Origin of the sequence: Laceyella tengchongensis (assembly GCF_900182735.1) — a bacterium.
In the GTDB taxonomy this organism is placed as follows: Bacteria; Bacillota; Bacilli; order Thermoactinomycetales; family Thermoactinomycetaceae; genus Laceyella; species Laceyella tengchongensis.
This window is the reverse complement of sequence record NZ_FXTU01000002.1, coordinates 485,296-503,693: the sequence shown is the minus strand read 5'-3', so window position 1 is coordinate 503,693 and position 18,398 is coordinate 485,296. Positions and strand designations below refer to the sequence as shown.

The window sequence follows — 18,398 nt, the reverse complement described above, 5'->3', positions numbered from 1 at the left end:
GAAATGCCGGTAGAACAATTACTAAGCTTAGCCGCCACTTATTTAACAGAGGATGATCTTGTGCAGCTGAGACGGGCTTATGAGTTTGCGGATGAAGCGCACAAAGGGCAATTCCGTAAGTCAGGGGAACCTTATATTTTGCATCCCATCGCGGTGGCGGAGATTCTTGCCGATCTGCGCATGGATGTTCCCACGCTGATCGCCGCTTTGTTGCATGACGTGGTGGAAGACACGGGAGTGACGTTGGAAGAGATCGAAGAGCGCTTTGGGTCTGCGGTGCGCCATTTGGTCGATGGTGTGACGAAACTGAAGAAACGGATGAAATTTAAATCAAACGAAGAGCATCAGGCGGAAAACCATCGCAAAATGTTTGTGGCCATGGCACAAGATGTGCGCGTGATATTGATTAAATTGGCTGACCGCTTGCATAACATGCGGACACTCAAATACATGCCAGAACACAAACAACGGCAGAAATCGACGGAGACATTGGAGATATTCGCCCCGTTGGCTCACCGCTTGGGGATTTCCAAAATCAAATGGGAGCTGGAAGACATCTCGCTCCGCTATTTGAAGCCCCAGCAGTATTACCGAATCGTCCATTTGATGAAGAAAAAGCGGGCGGAGCGGGAAAAATATCTCGACGAAATTATCGATACTTTGAAGTCGCGCCTGGAGGAAATGGATGTCAAGGTGATGGATATCTCTGGCCGACCCAAACACATTTATAGCATTTATAAAAAAATGGTTACGCAAAACAAGGAGTTTAATGAGATATACGATTTGATGGCCGTGCGGGTCATCGTCGATACCGTCCGCGACTGTTATGCCGTCCTAGGTATCATTCATACGGTGTGGAAGCCAATGCCGGGCCGTTTCAAGGATTATATCGCCATGCCCAAGACGAATATGTATCAATCCCTGCACACCACGGTCATCGGGCCGAAAGGGGAACCGATCGAGGTGCAGATCCGCACATTGGAAATGCACCGAACGGCCGAGTACGGGATTGCGGCCCACTGGGCTTACAAAGAGGGATCGGCGGTAGAGAAATCCAAGTTTGACGAGAAATTGAAATGGTTTCGTGAAATGATGGAGCTGCAACAGGAAGCGTCCGATGCGAAGGAATTTGTGGAAAACCTCAAGATGGATTGGTTTTCTGATTCTGTCTTCGTTTTCACCCCGAAAGGCGATGTGATTGAATTGCCGATGGGTTCGGTTCCGCTGGATTTTGCTTACCGAATTCACACGGATATCGGCAACATGTGCATCGGGGCCAAGGTGAACGGCAAGATCGTCCCTCTGGATTATCCACTAAAAACGGGCGACATCGTCGAGATTTTGACGTCGAAGCACAGCTATGGGCCAAGCCAAGATTGGCTCAGCCTAGTTAAATCTTCCCATGCCCGGAGCAAAATCCGCAATTGGTTTAAGAAGCAGCGCCGCGAAGAGAGTGTGGCCAAGGGCCGGGAGATGGTTGAGGCCTTGTTGAAAAAACATGATTTCACAGTGAGTGATGTGTTGACGTCGGATCGGATCGAAGATGTCACCAAAAAGTTTAATTTTAATGAGGAAGAAGATTTGTTCGCCGCTGTGGGATACGGAGGCATTTCTACCGCCCAGGTGGTTCATCGCTTAACGGATGGGTTGAAAGAAGAGCAGCAGCCCGTCGTCCTACCGGAAGTCAAGGCGTTGCCGATTCGCAAACACAAGCTGGATCAAGGGGTTCGCGTAAAGGGCGTAGACAACTTATTGATTCGTTTGTCGCGTTGTTGCAATCCTGTGCCGGGGGACGAGATTGCTGGCTATGTGACGCATGGGCGGGGCGTAACGGTCCATCGGATTGACTGCCCCAATCTCAGCACCGTTCCGGATGAGCGTCGCATCGATGTCGAGTGGGACAGCCATGCGACTAAACATTATTATCAGGTGGACATCGAAGTGTCTGGGTTTGACCGCCAGGGATTGTTAAATGAGGTATTGCAGGCACTGACTGATTCCAAGACGGAATTGGCGGCCATCAGTGCTCGCGGTGACCGCAGGGGCATCGCTTCGATTCATGTCCGCATCAGCATTCAAAATATCAACCACCTCAAGTCAGTGGTGGAACGGGTTAAGCGCGTTCGTGACATTTACAGCGTGAGAAGAATCATTCAGTAAGGGGGCCACCGGATGAAAATCGTGTTGCAGCGCGTGCGGGAAGCCAGTGTCACCGTGGAGGGCCAGACGACGGGAGCAATTGGGCCAGGCGTGATGTTGCTCGTCGGCGTGGCTGAAGGGGACACTGAAGAAGATGTGCGCTATTTAGCGGAAAAAGTAGTTCATCTGCGCATTTTTGAAGATGAGACGGGCAAGATGAACCGCTCTCTGTTAGATGTGGGCGGGAGCGTCCTGTCCGTTTCCCAATTCACTTTATACGGGGACTGCCGCAAAGGACGGCGCCCCAATTTCATGAACGCGGCGAAACCGGAACTCGCCCGACCGTTGTATGAACAGTTCAACGCATGCCTAGCCCAATACGGCGTCACCGTGGAAACGGGCGTGTTTGGGGCGATGATGCAGGTTTCATTGGTTAATGACGGCCCAGTCACACTTATTTTAGAGAGTAAAGCGTGAGTGGGTTAAAGTGGGTTGTGCTATAATAACCAAGAACATGTTGATGTGAGTATAGTTAAGGGGGATACATAGTGACAAAAGTAGAACAACAAGCGATCAATACCATCCGGATGTTGTCCATCGATCAAATTGAAGCTGCGAATTCAGGGCATCCGGGGTTGCCGATGGGTGCGGCTCCCATGGCTTACACTTTGTGGGCACATCATATGAACCATAATCCGGCCAATCCGGAATGGATAAACCGTGACCGCTTTGTTCTCTCGGCAGGGCATGGATCAGCCCTTTTATATAGCATGTTGCATTTGTTTGGATATGGATTGCCGCTGGAAGAGTTGAAGCAGTTCCGGCAATGGGGAAGCTTGACGCCGGGGCATCCGGAAGTGAAGCATACCCCGGGGGTGGAAGCGACGACTGGCCCGCTGGGACAAGGTATCGCTAACGGTGTCGGTATGGCCATGGCCGAAGCACATCTCGCTGCTACCTTCAACCGGGATGGGTTGGACATCATCGACCATTTCACCTATGTGTTGTGTGGCGATGGTGACCTGATGGAAGGGGTGGCTGCAGAAGCTGCATCGCTGGCTGGTCATCTCAAGCTGGGCAAGCTGATCGCCCTGTACGATTCCAATGACATTTCCTTGGACGGGGAACTGGCGCATTCGTTTACCGAAAGTGTGCAAAAACGGTTTGAGTCATACGGGTGGCAAGTATTGCGCGTCGAAGATGGCAATGATGTGGAAGCGATTGGCCGCGCAATTGTTGAAGCGCAACAAGAAACCAGCCGTCCCACACTGATTGAAGTGCGTACGGTGATCGGGTACGGAAGCCCCAATCGCGCTGGTACTTCCGAAGCACATGGAAAACCCTTGGGCCAGGAAGAAGTAGCGGAAGTTCGGAAGTCTTACAACTGGGCTTATGAAGAGCCGTTTACGGTTCCGGCGGAAGTGAGAGTGCATTTTGAAGCGATCCAATCCCGCCTTGCGGAAAAAGAAGCGGCTTGGAATGACCTGATGAAGCAATATGAGACAAAGTATCCTGAATTGGCACGTGCCTTGCGTCAAGCGATGAATGGGGAGCTGCCGGAAGGATGGGATGCTGAATTGCCCAAATTCCAAGTAGGCGATAAGGCGATTGCAACTCGCGCAGCTTCTGGTGCAGCGCTTCAAGCTTTGGCCAAAGGCGTGCCGTCGTTGATCGGTGGATCGGCCGACTTGGCTTCTTCCAACAACACCATGATGAAGAGCGAGGGTATTTTCCATGCCGAAGATTACAGCGGCCGCAACATTTGGTTTGGTGTGCGCGAACACGCTATGGCGGCGGCGATGAATGGAATGATGCTCCACGGGGGCGTGCGGGTTTATGGCGGTACGTTCTTGGTGTTTTCTGATTACTTGCGCCCGTCTGTTCGCCTGTCAGCGCTGTCCAAGCTACCCGTTGTCTATGTGTTGACGCATGACAGCATTGCAGTTGGCGAAGATGGGCCAACCCATGAACCGGTGGAACATGTGCCGTCTCTGCGCCTGATTCCAGGCTTAAAGGTGATTCGCCCCGCGGATGCCAACGAAACGGTAGCCGCTTGGCAGTATGCGCTCAACCAAAATGAATATCCGGTCGCGCTGATCCTGTCCCGGCAAAATCTGCCCATCCTGCCGGGCACTGTGGACAAAGACCAAGAAATCATCGCTAAGGGTGCGTACATTGTATCCGAGGCGGATGGTGACCACTTGGATGGCATCATCATCGCGACGGGCTCTGAGGTGAGCTTGGCTGTGGATGCGCAAGCGAAACTGAAAGAAAAAGGTTTGCACGTGCGCGTGGTCAGCATGCCGTGCCGTGAGAACTTCGACGCGCTCCCAGAAAGCGAACGCGAAGCGATTCTGCCTAAAGCCGTTCGTGCGCGCTTGGCTGTGGAAGCGGCTCATCCGATGGGTTGGGATCGCTATGTTGGCGAACAAGGTGCCGTGATTGGAATCGAACAGTTTGGGGCTTCTGCACCGGGCGGTTTGCTCATGAAAGAGTACGGTTTCAGTGTGGAGAATGTGGTAGCGAAAATGGAAGCCATTTGCAAAAAATAATAACGGGATAGAAAGTTAAACGGCCGCTGTAAGAACAGCGGCCGTTTGATTTGTCTGTGCGGGGGCAAGACTAAGATCGATCAATGAAATGGAAGAGGTGAACGAGATGCGGCGTTCCCCCCGCGAAATGGATATGCAATCGCAAATGGTGCTTCAGGGCTGGGCCGACCGGTTACAACCGATGCCGCTCACAGACTTCCGCACTGCGGGTGGCGACAGGCACACACAAATGAATGAGAAGCAGGCAAGCACATTGCAGGCGATAAGGTGAAGGCTATGATGGCCTAAGACCGATCAACCGGCTTCATGAAGCGTGAGTCACAGGTGTTTGGCTGCGGTGACGGCGACCAGAATCCAGCCAGCGATAAACGCTACACCGCCAATCGGGGTGATGGCTCCCCACGTTTTGACTCCGGTGAGCACCATTGCGTACAAGCTCCCGGAAAAGAACAGAATCCCGGCGACAATCAACCATCCGCCGATATTCAGCAAGGAAGTGGATCCGTTTATTTTGGACATCAACAGGCCTATTGCCAAGAGGGCTAAGGCGTGAATGATGTGGTAATGGGCTCCCGTATTCCAGTTTTGCAGCATTTTTTCGGTCACTTTGCCGGCCAGCCCATGGGCGCCGAATGCCCCGATGGCCACGGCGAGCGCCATGTTGATGCTACCGATCATGATGAACAGTTTCATCCGTTTGGTCACTCCTCATTTCAACATAGGTTCTCCCCATACTATACCACACTCCTTACTGTGAAAGCCGCGGTCCTTGTGTCATGGTGGGATGGCTAGCAGTCCAAAAAAACTTTTTTTCATTTCTTGACAAACCGATAACACCTGTTTAAAATGAGTTAACAAATCCGCTTGAATCAACTACATACTTAACTCCTATGAAGGGAAAAGTAACCGTTTGACGGGCAACCAGAGAGGAGAACCCATCGGCTGCAAGGTTCTCTATGTTACGAAGCGGCGAAAGACACCTGGAGGATCTAACCGAACGCCGCATGCCGCGGTTAGTAGACTTAGACGTCATCCTGGCGATAACAGGATTTGAAGCGGGAAACCCTGGCAGATCGGGGTTTTCAATTAGGGTGGTACCACGGGAAACGTTAAACCAATCTCTCGTCCCTGACAATGAGGTCAGTGGCGGGAGATTTTTTATTTATGAGCCAAGTTGATCGAGGGGGGTACGCGGCAGTGAAGTTTCAAACTTCAACCAAATTGCAAATTCCTCGCGGCACGGATGATATCATGCCGGGGGAAGTTGAGCAGTGGCAGTGGATAGAGCAAAAAGCGCGAGAAATTTGTAGCTTATATGATTATCATGAGATTCGGACGCCGATGTTTGAACACACCGAGTTATTCCAACGCGGCGTAGGGGAAGCGACCGACATTGTTGAGAAAGAGATGTACACGTTCACCGACCGCGGCAATCGGCAGATTTCCTTGCGTCCTGAAGGCACCGCCGGTGTGGTGCGTTCGTTTGTGGAGAAGAAAGTGTTTGGTCAGCCTCAACCGACCAAATGGTACTATATGGGGCCGATGTTCCGGTACGAAAATCCTCAGGCGGGGCGGCGCCGCCAATTTCATCAATTTGGCGTAGAAGCTTTCGGTAGCCCGGACCCGTTGTTGGATGCGGAAGTGATTGCGCTCGGGATGCATTATTTCCAAGCGCTGGGGCTGAAAGATGTGCGGGTGGAAGTGAACACACTGGGAGATGTGGAAAGCCGATTGCAATATCGGGAGAAATTGATCGCTTATTTCGAGAAGCATATCGATGAGTTATCTGCCGAGGCCAAATCACGGCTTTACAAAAATCCGCTCCGCATTTTGGATAGCAAGGATGAACGGACCAAAGAGATTGCGGCAGGGGCACCGTCCTTGCACGATCATTTGAATGACGACAGCCGTAAACACTTTGACACCGTGTTGCGTGCGCTTGACTTGCTCGGTGTGCCCTATGTGGTTAATCACCGTCTGGTGCGCGGCTTGGATTATTACACGCACACCGCGTTTGAATACACGGTGGACATCCCAGGAGCGCAGGCCGGGAGCATCGGCGGCGGCGGCCGGTATAACGGCTTGATCGAACAATTTGGCGGGCCAAGCATGCCGGGAGTCGGCTTCGGTATCGGATTGGAACGGGTGCTCTTGGCGCTAGGGGCGCAACAAGTGGAAACACCGTCGAAAGCTGGGCTGGATTGTTATCTCATCACCATGGGAGAGGAAGCCAAGCTGGTCGGTATGAAAGTGTTGCAAACGATGCGCCAAGCAGGGTTGCGTGCAGAGCGTGACTATCTGGACCGCAAGATGAAAGCGCAATTTAAGGCCGCTGACCGTTTGCAGGCGAAGACGGTGGCCATTTTGGGCGAAGACGAATTGAAGCAAAACCAAATCAATGTGAAACAGCTCGCGACCGGGGAGCAGGTGACTATTGCACTGGATGAACTGGTCGCTTACATCAAGCAATTGCCTTAAGGGGGAGAACGTGATGGAAGGTGTCCATCGTACACATTTTGCAACAGAATGCACAAAAGAATTAGTTGGGAAAAGAGTCACCTTAAACGGGTGGGTGCATAAGCGCCGTGATCTGGGGGGACTGATTTTCTTGGACTTGCGCGACCGTTCGGGGCGGGTGCAAGTGGTGTTTAATCCGGAAATCTCCCCTGAAGCCGTCCGCATCGCCGAACAGGTGCGTTCGGAATATGTTTTGGCGATCACGGGGAAAGTGGTGGAGCGTGAACCAGGCACCGTCAACCCTAACATGAAGACGGGTGAAATCGAAATTCAAGGCGAGCAGGTGCATGTGTTCAATGCCGCTAAAACTCCGCCGTTCATGATTCAGGATGATCTGGATGTGGATGAATCGATTCGATTGAAGTACCGTTATTTGGATTTGCGCCGTAGCAAAATGCAGAAGACGATGCTGATTCGGCACCGGGCGATGCAAATCGTGCGCCAATTCTTGGACCAGCACGGATTTGTCGAAATGGAAACGCCGATGTTGACCCGTAGCACACCGGAAGGTGCGAGGGATTACTTGGTGCCGAGCCGGGTGCATGAAGGTTCGTTCTATGCATTGCCACAATCCCCGCAGTTGTTCAAGCAATTGTTTATGGTGGCGGGAATGGAGCGGTACTTCCAGTTTGCGCGTTGTTTCCGCGATGAGGATTTGCGGGCCGACCGGCAACCGGAATTCACCCAGATCGACATTGAAGCCTCTTTCTTGCCGACGGAGACGTTTTTGTCGATGATGGAAGAGATGGTGGCAAAGCTATTCAAAGAGACAATCGGTGTGGAGGTGCCTCGCCCGTTCCCGCGGTTGACGTATCAAGAGGCGATGGAACGGTATGGCTCAGACAAGCCGGATTTGCGCTTTGGCATGGAGTTGGTCGACTTGTCCGACATTCTACGCGACTCTTCATTCAAAGTGTTTAGTGGAGCGATCGCTTCGGGTGGTCAGGTCAAGGCGATCACGGTGAAAGGTTGCGCTGATTGGAGCCGCAAAGAAGTGGACAACTGGGGTCAAGTCGCCCAGGCCTTCGGAGCCAAAGGGCTGGCATGGATGGCTTTGAAAGAGGGCGGATTGAAAGGATCGGTCGCCAAATTCCTCAGTGAGGAAGAAGTGGCAGCGATCCAAAAAGCAACCGGGGCAGAGACGGGTGACATGCTGTTCTTCGTGGCCGACAACAAAAAAGTGGTTGCCGATGTGCTGGGAGAATTGCGCGTCCGCTTGGCAAAAGCACTCAACCTGATCGATCCCGACCGCTACGCCTTCGCGTGGGTGACCGAGTTCCCGCTGTTGGAGTACTCGGAAGAAGACAACCGCTATTATGCGATGCATCATCCATTCACCATGCCCATGGAAGAGGATGTGCCGTTGTTGGAGACTGATCCTGGCCGGGTGCGCGCCAAAGCTTACGATATGGTCTTAAACGGTTTTGAAATCGGCGGCGGTAGCCAGCGGATTTACCAACGTGACATCCAAGAGAAGATGTTTCAAGCGTTGGGCCTTTCCATGGAAGACGCCAAAGAGAAATTTGGCTTCCTGCTTGAAGCGTTTGAGTATGGTGCACCGCCGCACGGTGGGATTGCCTTTGGCTTCGACCGCATTGTCATGTTGCTTGCTGGCCGTACCAACTTGCGTGAGTGCATCGCCTTCCCCAAAACGACAAGCGGCACTTGCTTGCTGACAGAAGCTCCGGCGCCGGTGGATGAACAACAGTTGAACGACTTGCACATCCAAATAGCGACACAAAAATAGGCTTTCCTGTAATTGTAACAGCTGACAGCTTGATCTTGGCGCTGTGATCTGTTAACATAAAATCAACAGAACGAGTCCTGCGATGTTCGTGACACCCGAAAGTTTTGAGCCAACACGATGACAAAGGGAGCTTGAAGTCACCCGAGGAAGTGGAAGCCACCGCCGAGTGGACCCATGAACTGCGGGTTCAGGGCACCCACCTGCTGATGAGGCAGGTTCAAAACTGACGGAGCACGGCATAATGGGGCTCTTTTTTTGCGCATATCTCGCTGGTTTTGGGGAAAATGTTATATGAAATGACTGATCTTGAGCGAAGGCAGGCGAGATGGCATGATCTTAGGTGTAGATATCGACGGCACGATCAAGGATACACAACGGGCCGCAGTCGAAGTACATAACCGGGTCTTGAAGCGTAATGTTAAATTGGAAGATATCAGCGATTTATATCTTGATAAAGCATACGGAATTACTCCTAAGGAAGCGTCGCGCTTGTGGCGGAAGCTAGAGGAAGAGATTTATTCGCTTGGCGTTCCACTTCAGCATGCGGCTGAGGTGTTGAATGAACTGGTCAAGCAAGGGCATCGCGTTTATTTCATCACGGCCCGGCCTGGCTTTCCCAACGTCACGCAAGTGACAAAAGAGTGGTTGAAGAAACATGGGTTTCCCTACACTGGAGATAACTTGGTCATGAATGCGCAAGATAAAGCACGCAAAGCCAAAGAGCTCGGTGTGGAATTGTTTTTTGAGGATGCCCCTAGCCATATAGAAAATCTTGTTAAAAACAACGTACCCACGGTGATTGTCGATGCCGTGTACAACCGTAAAATGCCCAAGGAGATCAAACGAATTACCGATTGGCGGCAGGTGTATGCCCTAGTAGAAGAACATATGAATCAGAATGAAGCGTAACGGAATGAGTCCGCGTTGTTGTCAGAACGCGGGCTTTTTTACTTAGCCGGAAACTAGCCCAAACTAAAACAGCCTAGCGGAAATGCTAGGCTGTTTTGCGCACTTATTGTCACTGCAGGGGAAGTTGGGGAGGAGTGGCCGGGCCGAAGGATGTGGTGAGTTGTTGCATTTCTTGTTGGGAGAATTGAGGCACTTGGTAGTAGCCCCGCTTGTTCTGATAAAGGAAGACTTCATACGCCATTTCAATGCAGTTGGGAATGCTGTCTGCCAATACGCGGCGCACAACAGGGTTGGTTGTTTCCGTGGCGGCCACGGCTTTATGGCTGGCTCCAGTCTTCAGCATGCCCAGTATTTGCGACGAAATCCGTTGGTCGTTGATTTCGGACGGGTTGGTCATGGGCTTGTGCGGTTGCCCTTGCTGCTTCATCCCGTAGATCACATTGTTGCCTTGTTTCATTTGATAGCGTGAAGTTGGTGTGGCGGGATCACGTCCCGTCGAGAAGCAGTCGACCAAGGTGTTGTATTCGTTCACCATGTATTGGTGTTGGCGTTGCATGATATCCGCCAACTCGGGATCTTGCACATGAGGCCGCAACATGACATAAGTGTTCATCGTGTTAACCGCATGCGATAAAATCTCATGCACGTCCAATACTTCATGTCCTGCATGGTTCATGACCGGTGGCACCGGATTCACCGTTTGGTTTTCCATCTGATTGTTCGCGTTCATCGGTTGCATGTGCATGTTAGAACTCCTCCTTCCTGAATGTGACATTAAGTAATATGTCCAAGTGAGGGGGTTCTACACATCGTTGCCGATGGGAAGGAGAGGAAATCGGCGGACTGTCTCATTCCGGTCGGCCGTGATCCTCCCCTTTCATCCAGCGCAGGAACGTTTGTAATTTGTGCTCATATCCATGCGGGCTGGGATGGTACAGGCGCTTGTCGCGGTGTTCGTCCGGCAGGTATTGCTGGGCGACATAGCCCCGAGGATAATCATGCGGATAGCGGTAACCTTTGCCCCTGCCCTGGGCTTTAGCCCCCGCTCCATGGGCGTCGCGCAGATGTGGGGGAACATCCCCGCGATGTTCTTGTTTAACCAAGGTGTTCGCTTCATTGATCCCTCGCACGGCTGAATTGCTTTTGGGAGCCGTGGCGATGTAGATGACCGCTTGCGCCAAAGGGATTTGCGCTTCGGGCAAGCCGATGAAATCGACGGCATGTGCGGCGGCCGAAGCGATTAAGAGGGCGCGGGGGTCGGCCATGCCCACGTCTTCTGCGGCATGGATGAAGATGCGCCGGGCGATAAAACGGGGATCTTCGCCGGCTTGCAACATTTTGGCCAAGTAATAGAGAGCGGCGTCGGCGTCTGATCCGCGCATGCTTTTGACGAAAGCGGAAATGGTGTCATAATGCTGGTCGCCGCTCTTGTCATAGCGGATGACTTTGCGTTGGATTGACTCTTCCGCCACTTCCAAAGTGATGCGGCGAATGCCCGATTCGTCAGGTGGTGTGGTGACGACGGCCAATTCCAATGCATTTAAGGCAGTGCGGCTGTCTCCTCCTGCACAGCGGATGAGGTGTGCTTTGGCCTCCGGTTCCAACTCAACCCGATACGCGCCCAGTCCGCGTTCGGAATCGGCCAGGGCGCGGTCCAATACGAGACCCAGTTCCTCTTCGGATAGTGGCTTTAACGTAAAGAGCCGCGAACGCGACAGCAACGCGGCATTCACTTCGTATGAGGGATTTTCGGTGGTCGCGCCAATTAAGATGACGGTTCCGTCCTCGACATGGGGAAGCAAAGCGTCCTGCTGAGAACGGTTGAAGCGATGGATTTCGTCGATGAACAACACGGTTCGTTGCTCGTACATGTTGATTCGTTGCTTCGCCTCTTCTATGATCCGGCGGATGTCGCTGACACCGGCCGTAACCGCATTGATGCGTTCGAAGTAGGCACTGGTCTGATTGGCGATTACATGGGCGAGCGTGGTTTTACCTGTTCCGGGCGGGCCGTAAAAGATGATTGACGACAGCTGATCGGCTTCAATCATTCGTCTCAGCAATTTTCCTTTGCCAATGATATGGGTTTGCCCCGCAACTTCATCCAAGCAGCGGGGACGCATGCGGGCGGCAAGCGGCTCGCTTCGCCGCGATTGCTCCCGGCTGTATTCAAATAAATCCACCGTTATTTTTCCGCCTTTCTGTCCATCCTGATTCTCCTATTTATGATAGTGTGAATTCCACACATTGGCTAGAGCGGGATGGATGGATTTTTTGCATGCGGGAAAAAATCATGTCGAAACGTAATAATCCTATGATAAACTTGACAAGTGTGGCCGTAAAATAACAGCTGAAGGATCGATGAGGATGCATAAGATAAAGCGTATGGCTTGGGTTTGGCAGTGGGTGTTTTTCTTCAGCGGATTGTGGACCATTTCTTTCGGCACGGTCTTTGCCATAAAATCAGATCTGGGTGTGGCGCCTTGGGATGTGCTACATATCGGATTGGCTCGGGTTTCATCGTTATCCATCGGCACATGGGTGACCGTCTTGGGAATCGTGATTGTGGCTGTTACGTGTTGGTTGAAACGTTCATATCCACAATGGGGAACGTTTCTTAATATGTTGCTCTTGGGTCCGTTTATTGATTTGATTATGTTTTTGAACCTGATTCCCGCTGTAAGTGGATGGGTGTTGCGCTTGGTTTACTTGACGGTCGGGGTGGCCTTGGTCGCCTTTGGGGTAGGGTTGTACATTGCGCCGCGCACCGGGGCGGGACCCCGCGACGGGTTGACTCTGGAGTTGGCAAAACGGACTGGCTGGTCGATTCGTGCCGTTCGTACTATAATGGAGGTAATCGTTGGAGGGACCGGCTGGCTTCTGGGTGGACCTGTACATATTGGAACACTCTTTTTTTGTTTTTTGACGGGGCCGTTAATGCAATGGTCCATTTCTTACTGTGAGCGGTTGTTAGAAAGAATAACGAAAAGGGGTGCCATTCTTGAAAATCTCAACCAAAGGAAGGTACGGACTTACCATCATGATGGATTTGGCTGCTAGGTACGGCAAGGGACCGGTACCATTGAAAAGTGTGGCCGAGCGTCACGCTTTGTCTGAGCATTATCTGGAACAGTTGATCGCTCCGCTTCGCAATGCCGGATTGGTACGGAGTGTGCGGGGGGCTTACGGTGGTTACAAGCTGGCGAAGGCTCCAGAGGAGATTTCGGCGGGAGATATCATCCGCGTGTTGGAAGGGCCGATCAGTCCAGTCGAGTTCAATGAAGAGGAAGATCCTGCCCGTCGTGACCTGTGGAAGAGGATTCGTGATGCGATCGCTAAAGAATTGGATACGACGACGCTTGCTTCTTTGATCAATTTCACGCATGATGGACAAAATGACAACTATATGTTTTATATTTAGCAGGTGAAACATGATGGCAATTTATTTGGATCATGCCGCAACGACGCCGATCCATCCATTGGTGAAAGAAGCCATGCTCCCCTATTTGGGGGAGGCGTTCGGCAATCCGTCCAGCATGCATCAATATGGCCGCGACGTGCGCGTGGCCATCGACCAAGCACGCGACCAAGTGGCGCGCGCGTTGGGGGCGGACGCTGGGCAACTGGTGTTCACTAGCGGTGGGACAGAAGCGGACAATATGGCTTTGCTTGGCGTGGCTGCGGCATATGCAGAGACAGGAAAAAAACATCTCATTACCACTCAAATCGAGCATCATGCGGTGTTGGATGCCTGCCGGTATTTGGAGCGGATCGGCTTTGAAGTTACCTATCTGCCGGTCGATCATACTGGTTTGATTGATCTCGAGCAACTGCGGCAAGCGATCCGCGACGACACGACGCTGATTTCGATTATGATGGCCAACAATGAGATCGGTACGGTGCAACCCATTGAACAAATCGGCGAATTGGCGCGCGAGCGGGGTGTGCTGTTCCATACGGATGCGGTGCAGGCTTTCGGTTCTCTTGAGATCGATGTTAAGCGCCTGCCGGTGGATTTAATCTCGGTATCAGGTCATAAGATCAACGGGCCGAAAGGGATTGGAGCGCTTTATCTGGGGAAGAATGTGAAGTTTATCCCGAGGACTTTCGGTGGCTCCCAAGAACGACGCCGTCGACCCGGCACAGAGAACGTCATGGGGATCATCGGCTTCGCCAAAGCGGTTGAGCTGTCGCAAGCCTCCCGGGAACAACATATGGCGGACATGCGCGTCCTGCGCCAAGCGTTTGTGGAAGAGTTAAACAGACAACCCATTGAGTTTGTCGTCAACGGCCATCCCACAAAGAGTTTGCCCCATATTTTGAACGTCAGCTTCCCGGGAACCGATTCCGAGACCCTGCTCATGAATTTCGACCTGGCGGGAATCGCATGCGCAAGCGGCTCAGCTTGCACTTCTGGTACGCTGGAAGTATCCCATGTGCTTCAAAGCATGCATTTATCTGAAGAAAGAACCCGGTCAGCCATTCGCTTCAGTTTTGGGCGCGGCAACACCGTTGATGAAATCAAACGCGCCGCTGAAATGGTAGCCAGCATTGTTCACAGATTACAACGACATGAAGAGATTTGAGGGGAGAGGGACTGTGAATTTCAAAGAGCTAGATCAAATGGTGGGCTGGGAACAGGAAGTGGATAACATCGATTGGAAGTCGATGTTGGAGGATATTGATCGCGCTTTAATGGACAACTTGGCCGCGGAACTGGGCTTTCGCACATATGAACAACTGGAACACGCATCAGAGCGGATTGTCCAGGATTACTACATCGTTTACCTCTCCGACGGAAGATACGCATGGTGGAACCCGTTGAAGTATGCTACGGAAGATCCGCTGTACTTTGCCGACAAAGAGGAAATTGAACAATACATCACGGGTTTGCTGAGACTGGATAATGAACAGCGCGCCCAATTGCGGAGCGGACTGGCCCGCATTCCGCAGATGCATCGTTGCATCGTGTGCGAATATGAGTTCAATCCCAAAGATCCTGAGCGGCGTAAGTGGGACAGCTCAGAAGAACGCCATGAATTCTGCTCTGCGGAATGTGCGATGGAACATGTGATGACAGAAATGAAAGAAGACTTCACCGGATGACGTGACCTCTAGCAACTAGAGGTCGTTTTTGTAAGTCCTTCTTACCGAGCGTTTTTTGCGAGGTTAGAAGGACTACACTCCGCCGAGCGGAGTAACCGCTACACTTCTTACCGAGCGTTTTTTGCGAGGTTAGAAGGACTACACTCCGCCGAGCGGAGTAACCGCTACACTTCTTACCGAGCGTTTTTTGCGAGGTTAGAAGGACTACACTCCGCCGAGCGGAGTAACCGCTACACTTCTTACCGAGCGTTTTTTGCGAGGTTAGAAGGACTACACTCCGCCGAGCGGAGTAACCGCTACACTTCTTACCGAGCGTTTTTTGCGAGGTTAGAAGGACTACACTCCGCCGAGCGGAGTAACCGCTACACTTCTTACCGAGCGTTTTTTGCGAGGTTAGAAGGACTACACTCCGCCGAGCGGAGTAACTACTACACTTCTTACCGAGCGTTTTTTGCGAGGTTAGAAGGAGGACGCTTTCGCATGGGGGCGATGATAAAGCGCATGATGAGAATAAGGTGTGCATGGAAATGAAGCAAGCGGAATTGGAATTGTATAAGGACAATTTCATCAAAGGCTCATTTATTCAAGAGATTTTTTACAACGAGGACAATGGATACGGCGTTTTTTTGATGCGCGTCAGCGAAGCGTCCGACGATAGGGTGGATGAAGAAGTGACGGTGGTGGGCCATATGTTGCGCCCGCATGAGGATGAGGTGTACACCTGTCATGGCGAATGGCGGGAACATCCCAAGTTCGGGCGGCAATATTATGCGCATCAAGTGAAGAAAGAAGTGCCGCGCTCAAAAGAGGCGATCGTGAAATATTTGGCGAGCGGCCTGTTTGATGGCGTTGGCAAAAAAACAGCGGAAAAAATCGTTGAGCACCTGGGTTCTGATGCGTTGGACAAAATCGCTCAAAATCCCGAGGTCTTGACGGAGATCCGGGGTATCTCCAGTTCCAAAGCGCAGCGGATCGCCGAGCATCTGTATGAGCATCAGGCGTTGGAACAGGCGATGGTTTATCTGTATCAGTTCGGCATCGGTGCGACCATGGCTCTGAAAATCGTCCAGGCATACAAGCACCAGACGATCCCCATCCTGAAGGAAAATCCTTATCGGTTGATTGATGATATCGATGGGATCGGTTTTCGCCGCGCTGATGAGATCGCCCAAGTCCAAGGACTGGATGAATCGGCCACGGAACGGTTTCAGGCTGCCGTTTTGTACGCCATCAAAGAGGCATCCATGTCACAAGGGCATGTGTACCTCACTTGGGAGCAACTAAACGCGCAAGTGAATGATCTGTTGGGCGAGCGGGCCGATGAGCTGTTTCCAGAAGATGCGCGTAAGCAAGGGATGGAAAAGCTACTGGACGACGAACGTCTGTTGTGCGAGCAAGACAGGTATTATATGCCGTCCCTGTATTATGCGGAATACGGTTGCGCGCTTCGGGTGAAACAATTGCTGGAGCAAGAACTGGATCTCGCATTTAGCGTGGCTGATCTCTACCGAGCGATCGGGGAGATTGAAGAGGAGTTGGGCGTCAGCTATGCCGACAAACAGCGCGATGCGATGATCACGGCGCTGACGTCGCCGTTTATGATCTTGACGGGGGGGCCGGGCACGGGAAAAACGACCGTCATCCAGGGGATTTGCCAACTATATGCCCGATTGCGGGAAATTTCCATTGACCCCGCAGATTATGAAGGAACGGAGAAGCCATACCCCATCCGCCTTGTGGCGCCGACAGGCAGAGCGGCGAAACGGATGTCCGAAACCACCGGTTTGCCGGCTATGACCATCCATCGCTGTTTGGGTTGGAAAGGCGAATTTTTTGAACATGACGCCGAACACCCGATTAGCGGATCACTCCTGATTGTGGATGAGACGTCCATGTTGGACATCTGGTTGGCCAACCAATTGTTGCGTGCCTTGCCGAAAGGGATGCAAGTCATTTTTGTCGGAGACCAAGACCAATTGCCGTCAGTCGGTCCGGGGCAGGTGTTGCACCATCTCCTGCAGGTACAAGCGATCCCTCGGGTTGAATTAAATGAAATATTTCGCCAGGCAGAAGGATCGTCCATCATTCGGTTGGCTCACTCCCTCAAACGGGGAGAGGTGCCGGACGATCTGATGGAGCGATGGGCAGATCGGCGCTTCTTTCCCTGCAAGAAAGAACAAGCTTTGCCGATCATCGTGAAAACGGTGGAAAATGCCATCAAAAAGGGTTATACCTTATTTGACGTGCAAGTGTTGGCTCCGATCTATAAAGGACCGGTAGGGGTGGATCGCATCAACCAAGAGATTCAAGCCACCCTCAATCCCAAATCCCCTGACAAAAAAGAGGTGACATGGGGTGAAACGGTATTCCGATTCGGTGATAAAGTGCTCCAACTGATCAATCATCCCGAACATCCTGTTTACAACGGGGACATGGGGATTATTTCGGCCATCGATGAGGATGCCGGCGGGGACCAGCCCGTGCTGTGGGTGCGGTACGATCAGCTAGAAGTCCCCTACAAACGGACGCAATTGAATCAGATCGCTTTGGCTTATGCTTGTTCAGTCCATAAATCACAAGGGTCTGAATTCGCGATTGTGGTGTTTCCCCTGTTACACGCATACCGTCGGATGTTGGAACGCAATTTGATTTATACCGGCATCACGCGCAGCAAGTCTTATTTGATCATGTGCGGCGAGCAAGAGGCGTTTGCGGAAGGGGTTAAGCGTCAGCGGGTAGATGGGCGAAACAGCTGTTTGAAAGATTTAATAGAAGAGGATTGGTAAACAGGGCTTCCCATGCACTGGGTGTGCGGGAAGCCTTTTTTGGTGTGTCGGGAATTCGGCTTCCAACATCTCCCCCACATGCTTCAGCCCGCCTTACCCATACTATTCATTAGGCGGAGGAGGCGATCATCCTTGCGCAAATCCCAGGAAGTGATTGGGCTATCCATCATCCACCGCTACACAGGCAAACAGTTGGGGACGGTTTCCGATGTGCTCTTCGATTCCGCCAATGTCTGGCAAGGGATTTTATTGGAGCAGGGGGGCTTGTTCAAACGGCGCAAGTTCATCCCGGCCAAGCGGTTGTGTTCGGTCGGGATGGATGCCGTCGTCGTCGAGAGCGAAGCGGACATACAAGATCTTCCCAAAGAAGCGGAGTCCTGGATCGGTCTTTGTTCCGGAGAGAAAAAGCTAAAAGGGCGCACCATTATGCTCAGCAACGGTCGAGAATTGGGGATGGTAGAAAATGTCTATTTTCAAGAGGAAGTGGGAACGCTGGTAGGGTACGAAGTATCCGAAGGGCTCCTGGCCGATCTCAGACAGGGGCGCAAAGTGCTGAGATGCGCCCAACCCCTTGTGTGGGGGGAAGATGTGCTGATCGCGCCGTTGGACGGGATCCGGATCAAAGAAAGTTAGCTTGAAGGA

At 52.1% G+C, this 18,398-nt stretch carries 16 protein-coding genes and 1 other RNA gene; 14 read left to right on the top strand and 3 right to left on the bottom strand.

The features are described 5' to 3' along the window. Positions 1–3 precede the first annotated feature (3 nt). The 4 genes from QQZ12_RS06045 to QQZ12_RS06030 all read left to right on the top strand — a co-directional run bounded on the left by QQZ12_RS06045 (position 4) and on the right by QQZ12_RS06030 (position 4,962). Positions 4–2,160, top strand: coding sequence for a RelA/SpoT family protein (locus QQZ12_RS06045; protein WP_154986853.1), 2,157 nt, complete (start codon positions 4–6; stop codon positions 2,158–2,160). 12 nt (positions 2,161–2,172) lie between these two features. Then, positions 2,173–2,616 (top strand): D-aminoacyl-tRNA deacylase, encoded by a 444-nt coding sequence (gene dtd, locus QQZ12_RS06040; RefSeq protein ID WP_022736766.1) that lies wholly within the window; start codon positions 2,173–2,175, stop codon positions 2,614–2,616. 68 nt (positions 2,617–2,684) lie between these two features. Next, positions 2,685–4,691, top strand: a complete 2,007-nt coding sequence (tkt, locus tag QQZ12_RS06035; RefSeq protein WP_284724163.1) for a transketolase — start codon at positions 2,685–2,687, stop codon at positions 4,689–4,691. Between the two features lie 106 nt (positions 4,692–4,797). After that, entirely contained in the window at positions 4,798–4,962 is a 165-nt protein-coding gene (locus tag QQZ12_RS06030; protein WP_154986854.1) for a hypothetical protein, read from the top strand. A gap of 47 nt (positions 4,963–5,009) precedes the next feature. Here the strand turns inward: QQZ12_RS06030 and QQZ12_RS06025 are convergent, their stop codons facing one another. Next, positions 5,010–5,384 carry a DUF423 domain-containing protein gene (locus QQZ12_RS06025; protein ID WP_102993078.1) on the bottom strand — a complete coding sequence of 125 codons (375 nt, stop codon included), beginning with the start codon at positions 5,382–5,384 and terminating at the stop codon, positions 5,010–5,012. A 471-nt stretch (positions 5,385–5,855) separates the two neighbouring features. Between QQZ12_RS06025 and hisS the strand changes: the two genes are divergently transcribed. The 4 genes from hisS (at position 5,856) to QQZ12_RS06005 (ending at position 9,864) form a co-directional block, all read left to right on the top strand. After that, a complete protein-coding gene (gene hisS / locus QQZ12_RS06020; protein ID WP_102993077.1) occupies positions 5,856–7,169 on the top strand; it encodes a histidine--tRNA ligase in 1,314 nt (437 codons plus the stop codon). 13 nt (positions 7,170–7,182) lie between these two features. Beyond that, entirely contained in the window at positions 7,183–8,955 is a 1,773-nt protein-coding gene (aspS, locus tag QQZ12_RS06015; protein WP_102993076.1) for an aspartate--tRNA ligase, read from the top strand. 71 nt (positions 8,956–9,026) lie between these two features. Next, positions 9,027–9,207: non-coding RNA, 6S RNA (gene ssrS, locus QQZ12_RS06010), on the top strand. Positions 9,208–9,285: 78 nt separating this feature from the next. Then, entirely contained in the window at positions 9,286–9,864 is a 579-nt protein-coding gene (locus QQZ12_RS06005; RefSeq protein WP_102993075.1) for a 5' nucleotidase, NT5C type, read from the top strand. Positions 9,865–9,973: 109 nt separating this feature from the next. Here the strand turns inward: QQZ12_RS06005 and QQZ12_RS06000 are convergent, their stop codons facing one another. Together QQZ12_RS06000 and QQZ12_RS05995 are read right to left on the bottom strand one after the other, a co-directional pair. Beyond that, positions 9,974–10,603, bottom strand: a complete 630-nt coding sequence (locus QQZ12_RS06000) for a spore coat protein (protein ID WP_375163205.1) — start codon at positions 10,601–10,603, stop codon at positions 9,974–9,976. Positions 10,604–10,712: 109 nt separating this feature from the next. Further along, positions 10,713–12,047, bottom strand: coding sequence for an AAA family ATPase (locus QQZ12_RS05995; protein WP_102993074.1), 1,335 nt, complete (start codon positions 12,045–12,047; stop codon positions 10,713–10,715). 184 nt (positions 12,048–12,231) lie between these two features. Here QQZ12_RS05995 and QQZ12_RS05990 point away from each other — a divergent pair, with 184 nt between their 5' ends. The 6 genes from QQZ12_RS05990 (at position 12,232) to QQZ12_RS05965 (ending at position 18,389) form a co-directional block, all read left to right on the top strand. Then, on the top strand, positions 12,232–12,924 hold the full coding sequence (locus QQZ12_RS05990; RefSeq protein ID WP_123827467.1) for a YczE/YyaS/YitT family protein: 693 nt from the start codon (positions 12,232–12,234) through the stop codon (positions 12,922–12,924). Continuing rightward, positions 12,866–13,285, top strand: coding sequence for a cysteine metabolism transcriptional regulator CymR (cymR, locus tag QQZ12_RS05985; RefSeq protein ID WP_102993072.1), 420 nt, complete (start codon positions 12,866–12,868; stop codon positions 13,283–13,285). Before QQZ12_RS05990 ends, cymR begins: the two co-directional genes overlap by 59 nt. Before the next feature lie 10 nt (positions 13,286–13,295). Beyond that, positions 13,296–14,450 carry a cysteine desulfurase family protein gene (locus QQZ12_RS05980; RefSeq protein ID WP_102993071.1) on the top strand — a complete coding sequence of 385 codons (1,155 nt, stop codon included), beginning with the start codon at positions 13,296–13,298 and terminating at the stop codon, positions 14,448–14,450. Between the two features lie 13 nt (positions 14,451–14,463). Next, the gene (locus QQZ12_RS05975) at positions 14,464–14,970 is read left to right on the top strand and encodes a hypothetical protein (RefSeq protein ID WP_102993070.1); all 507 of its coding nucleotides are present in this window, start codon (positions 14,464–14,466) and stop codon (positions 14,968–14,970) included. 527 nt (positions 14,971–15,497) lie between these two features. Continuing rightward, complete coding sequence (recD2, locus tag QQZ12_RS05970; protein ID WP_284724103.1) at positions 15,498–17,756, top strand: SF1B family DNA helicase RecD2; 2,259 nt, start codon at positions 15,498–15,500, stop codon at positions 17,754–17,756. Positions 17,757–17,888: 132 nt separating this feature from the next. Beyond that, complete coding sequence (locus QQZ12_RS05965) at positions 17,889–18,389, top strand: PRC-barrel domain-containing protein (protein WP_189318868.1); 501 nt, start codon at positions 17,889–17,891, stop codon at positions 18,387–18,389. Positions 18,390–18,398: the final 9 nt, after the last annotated feature.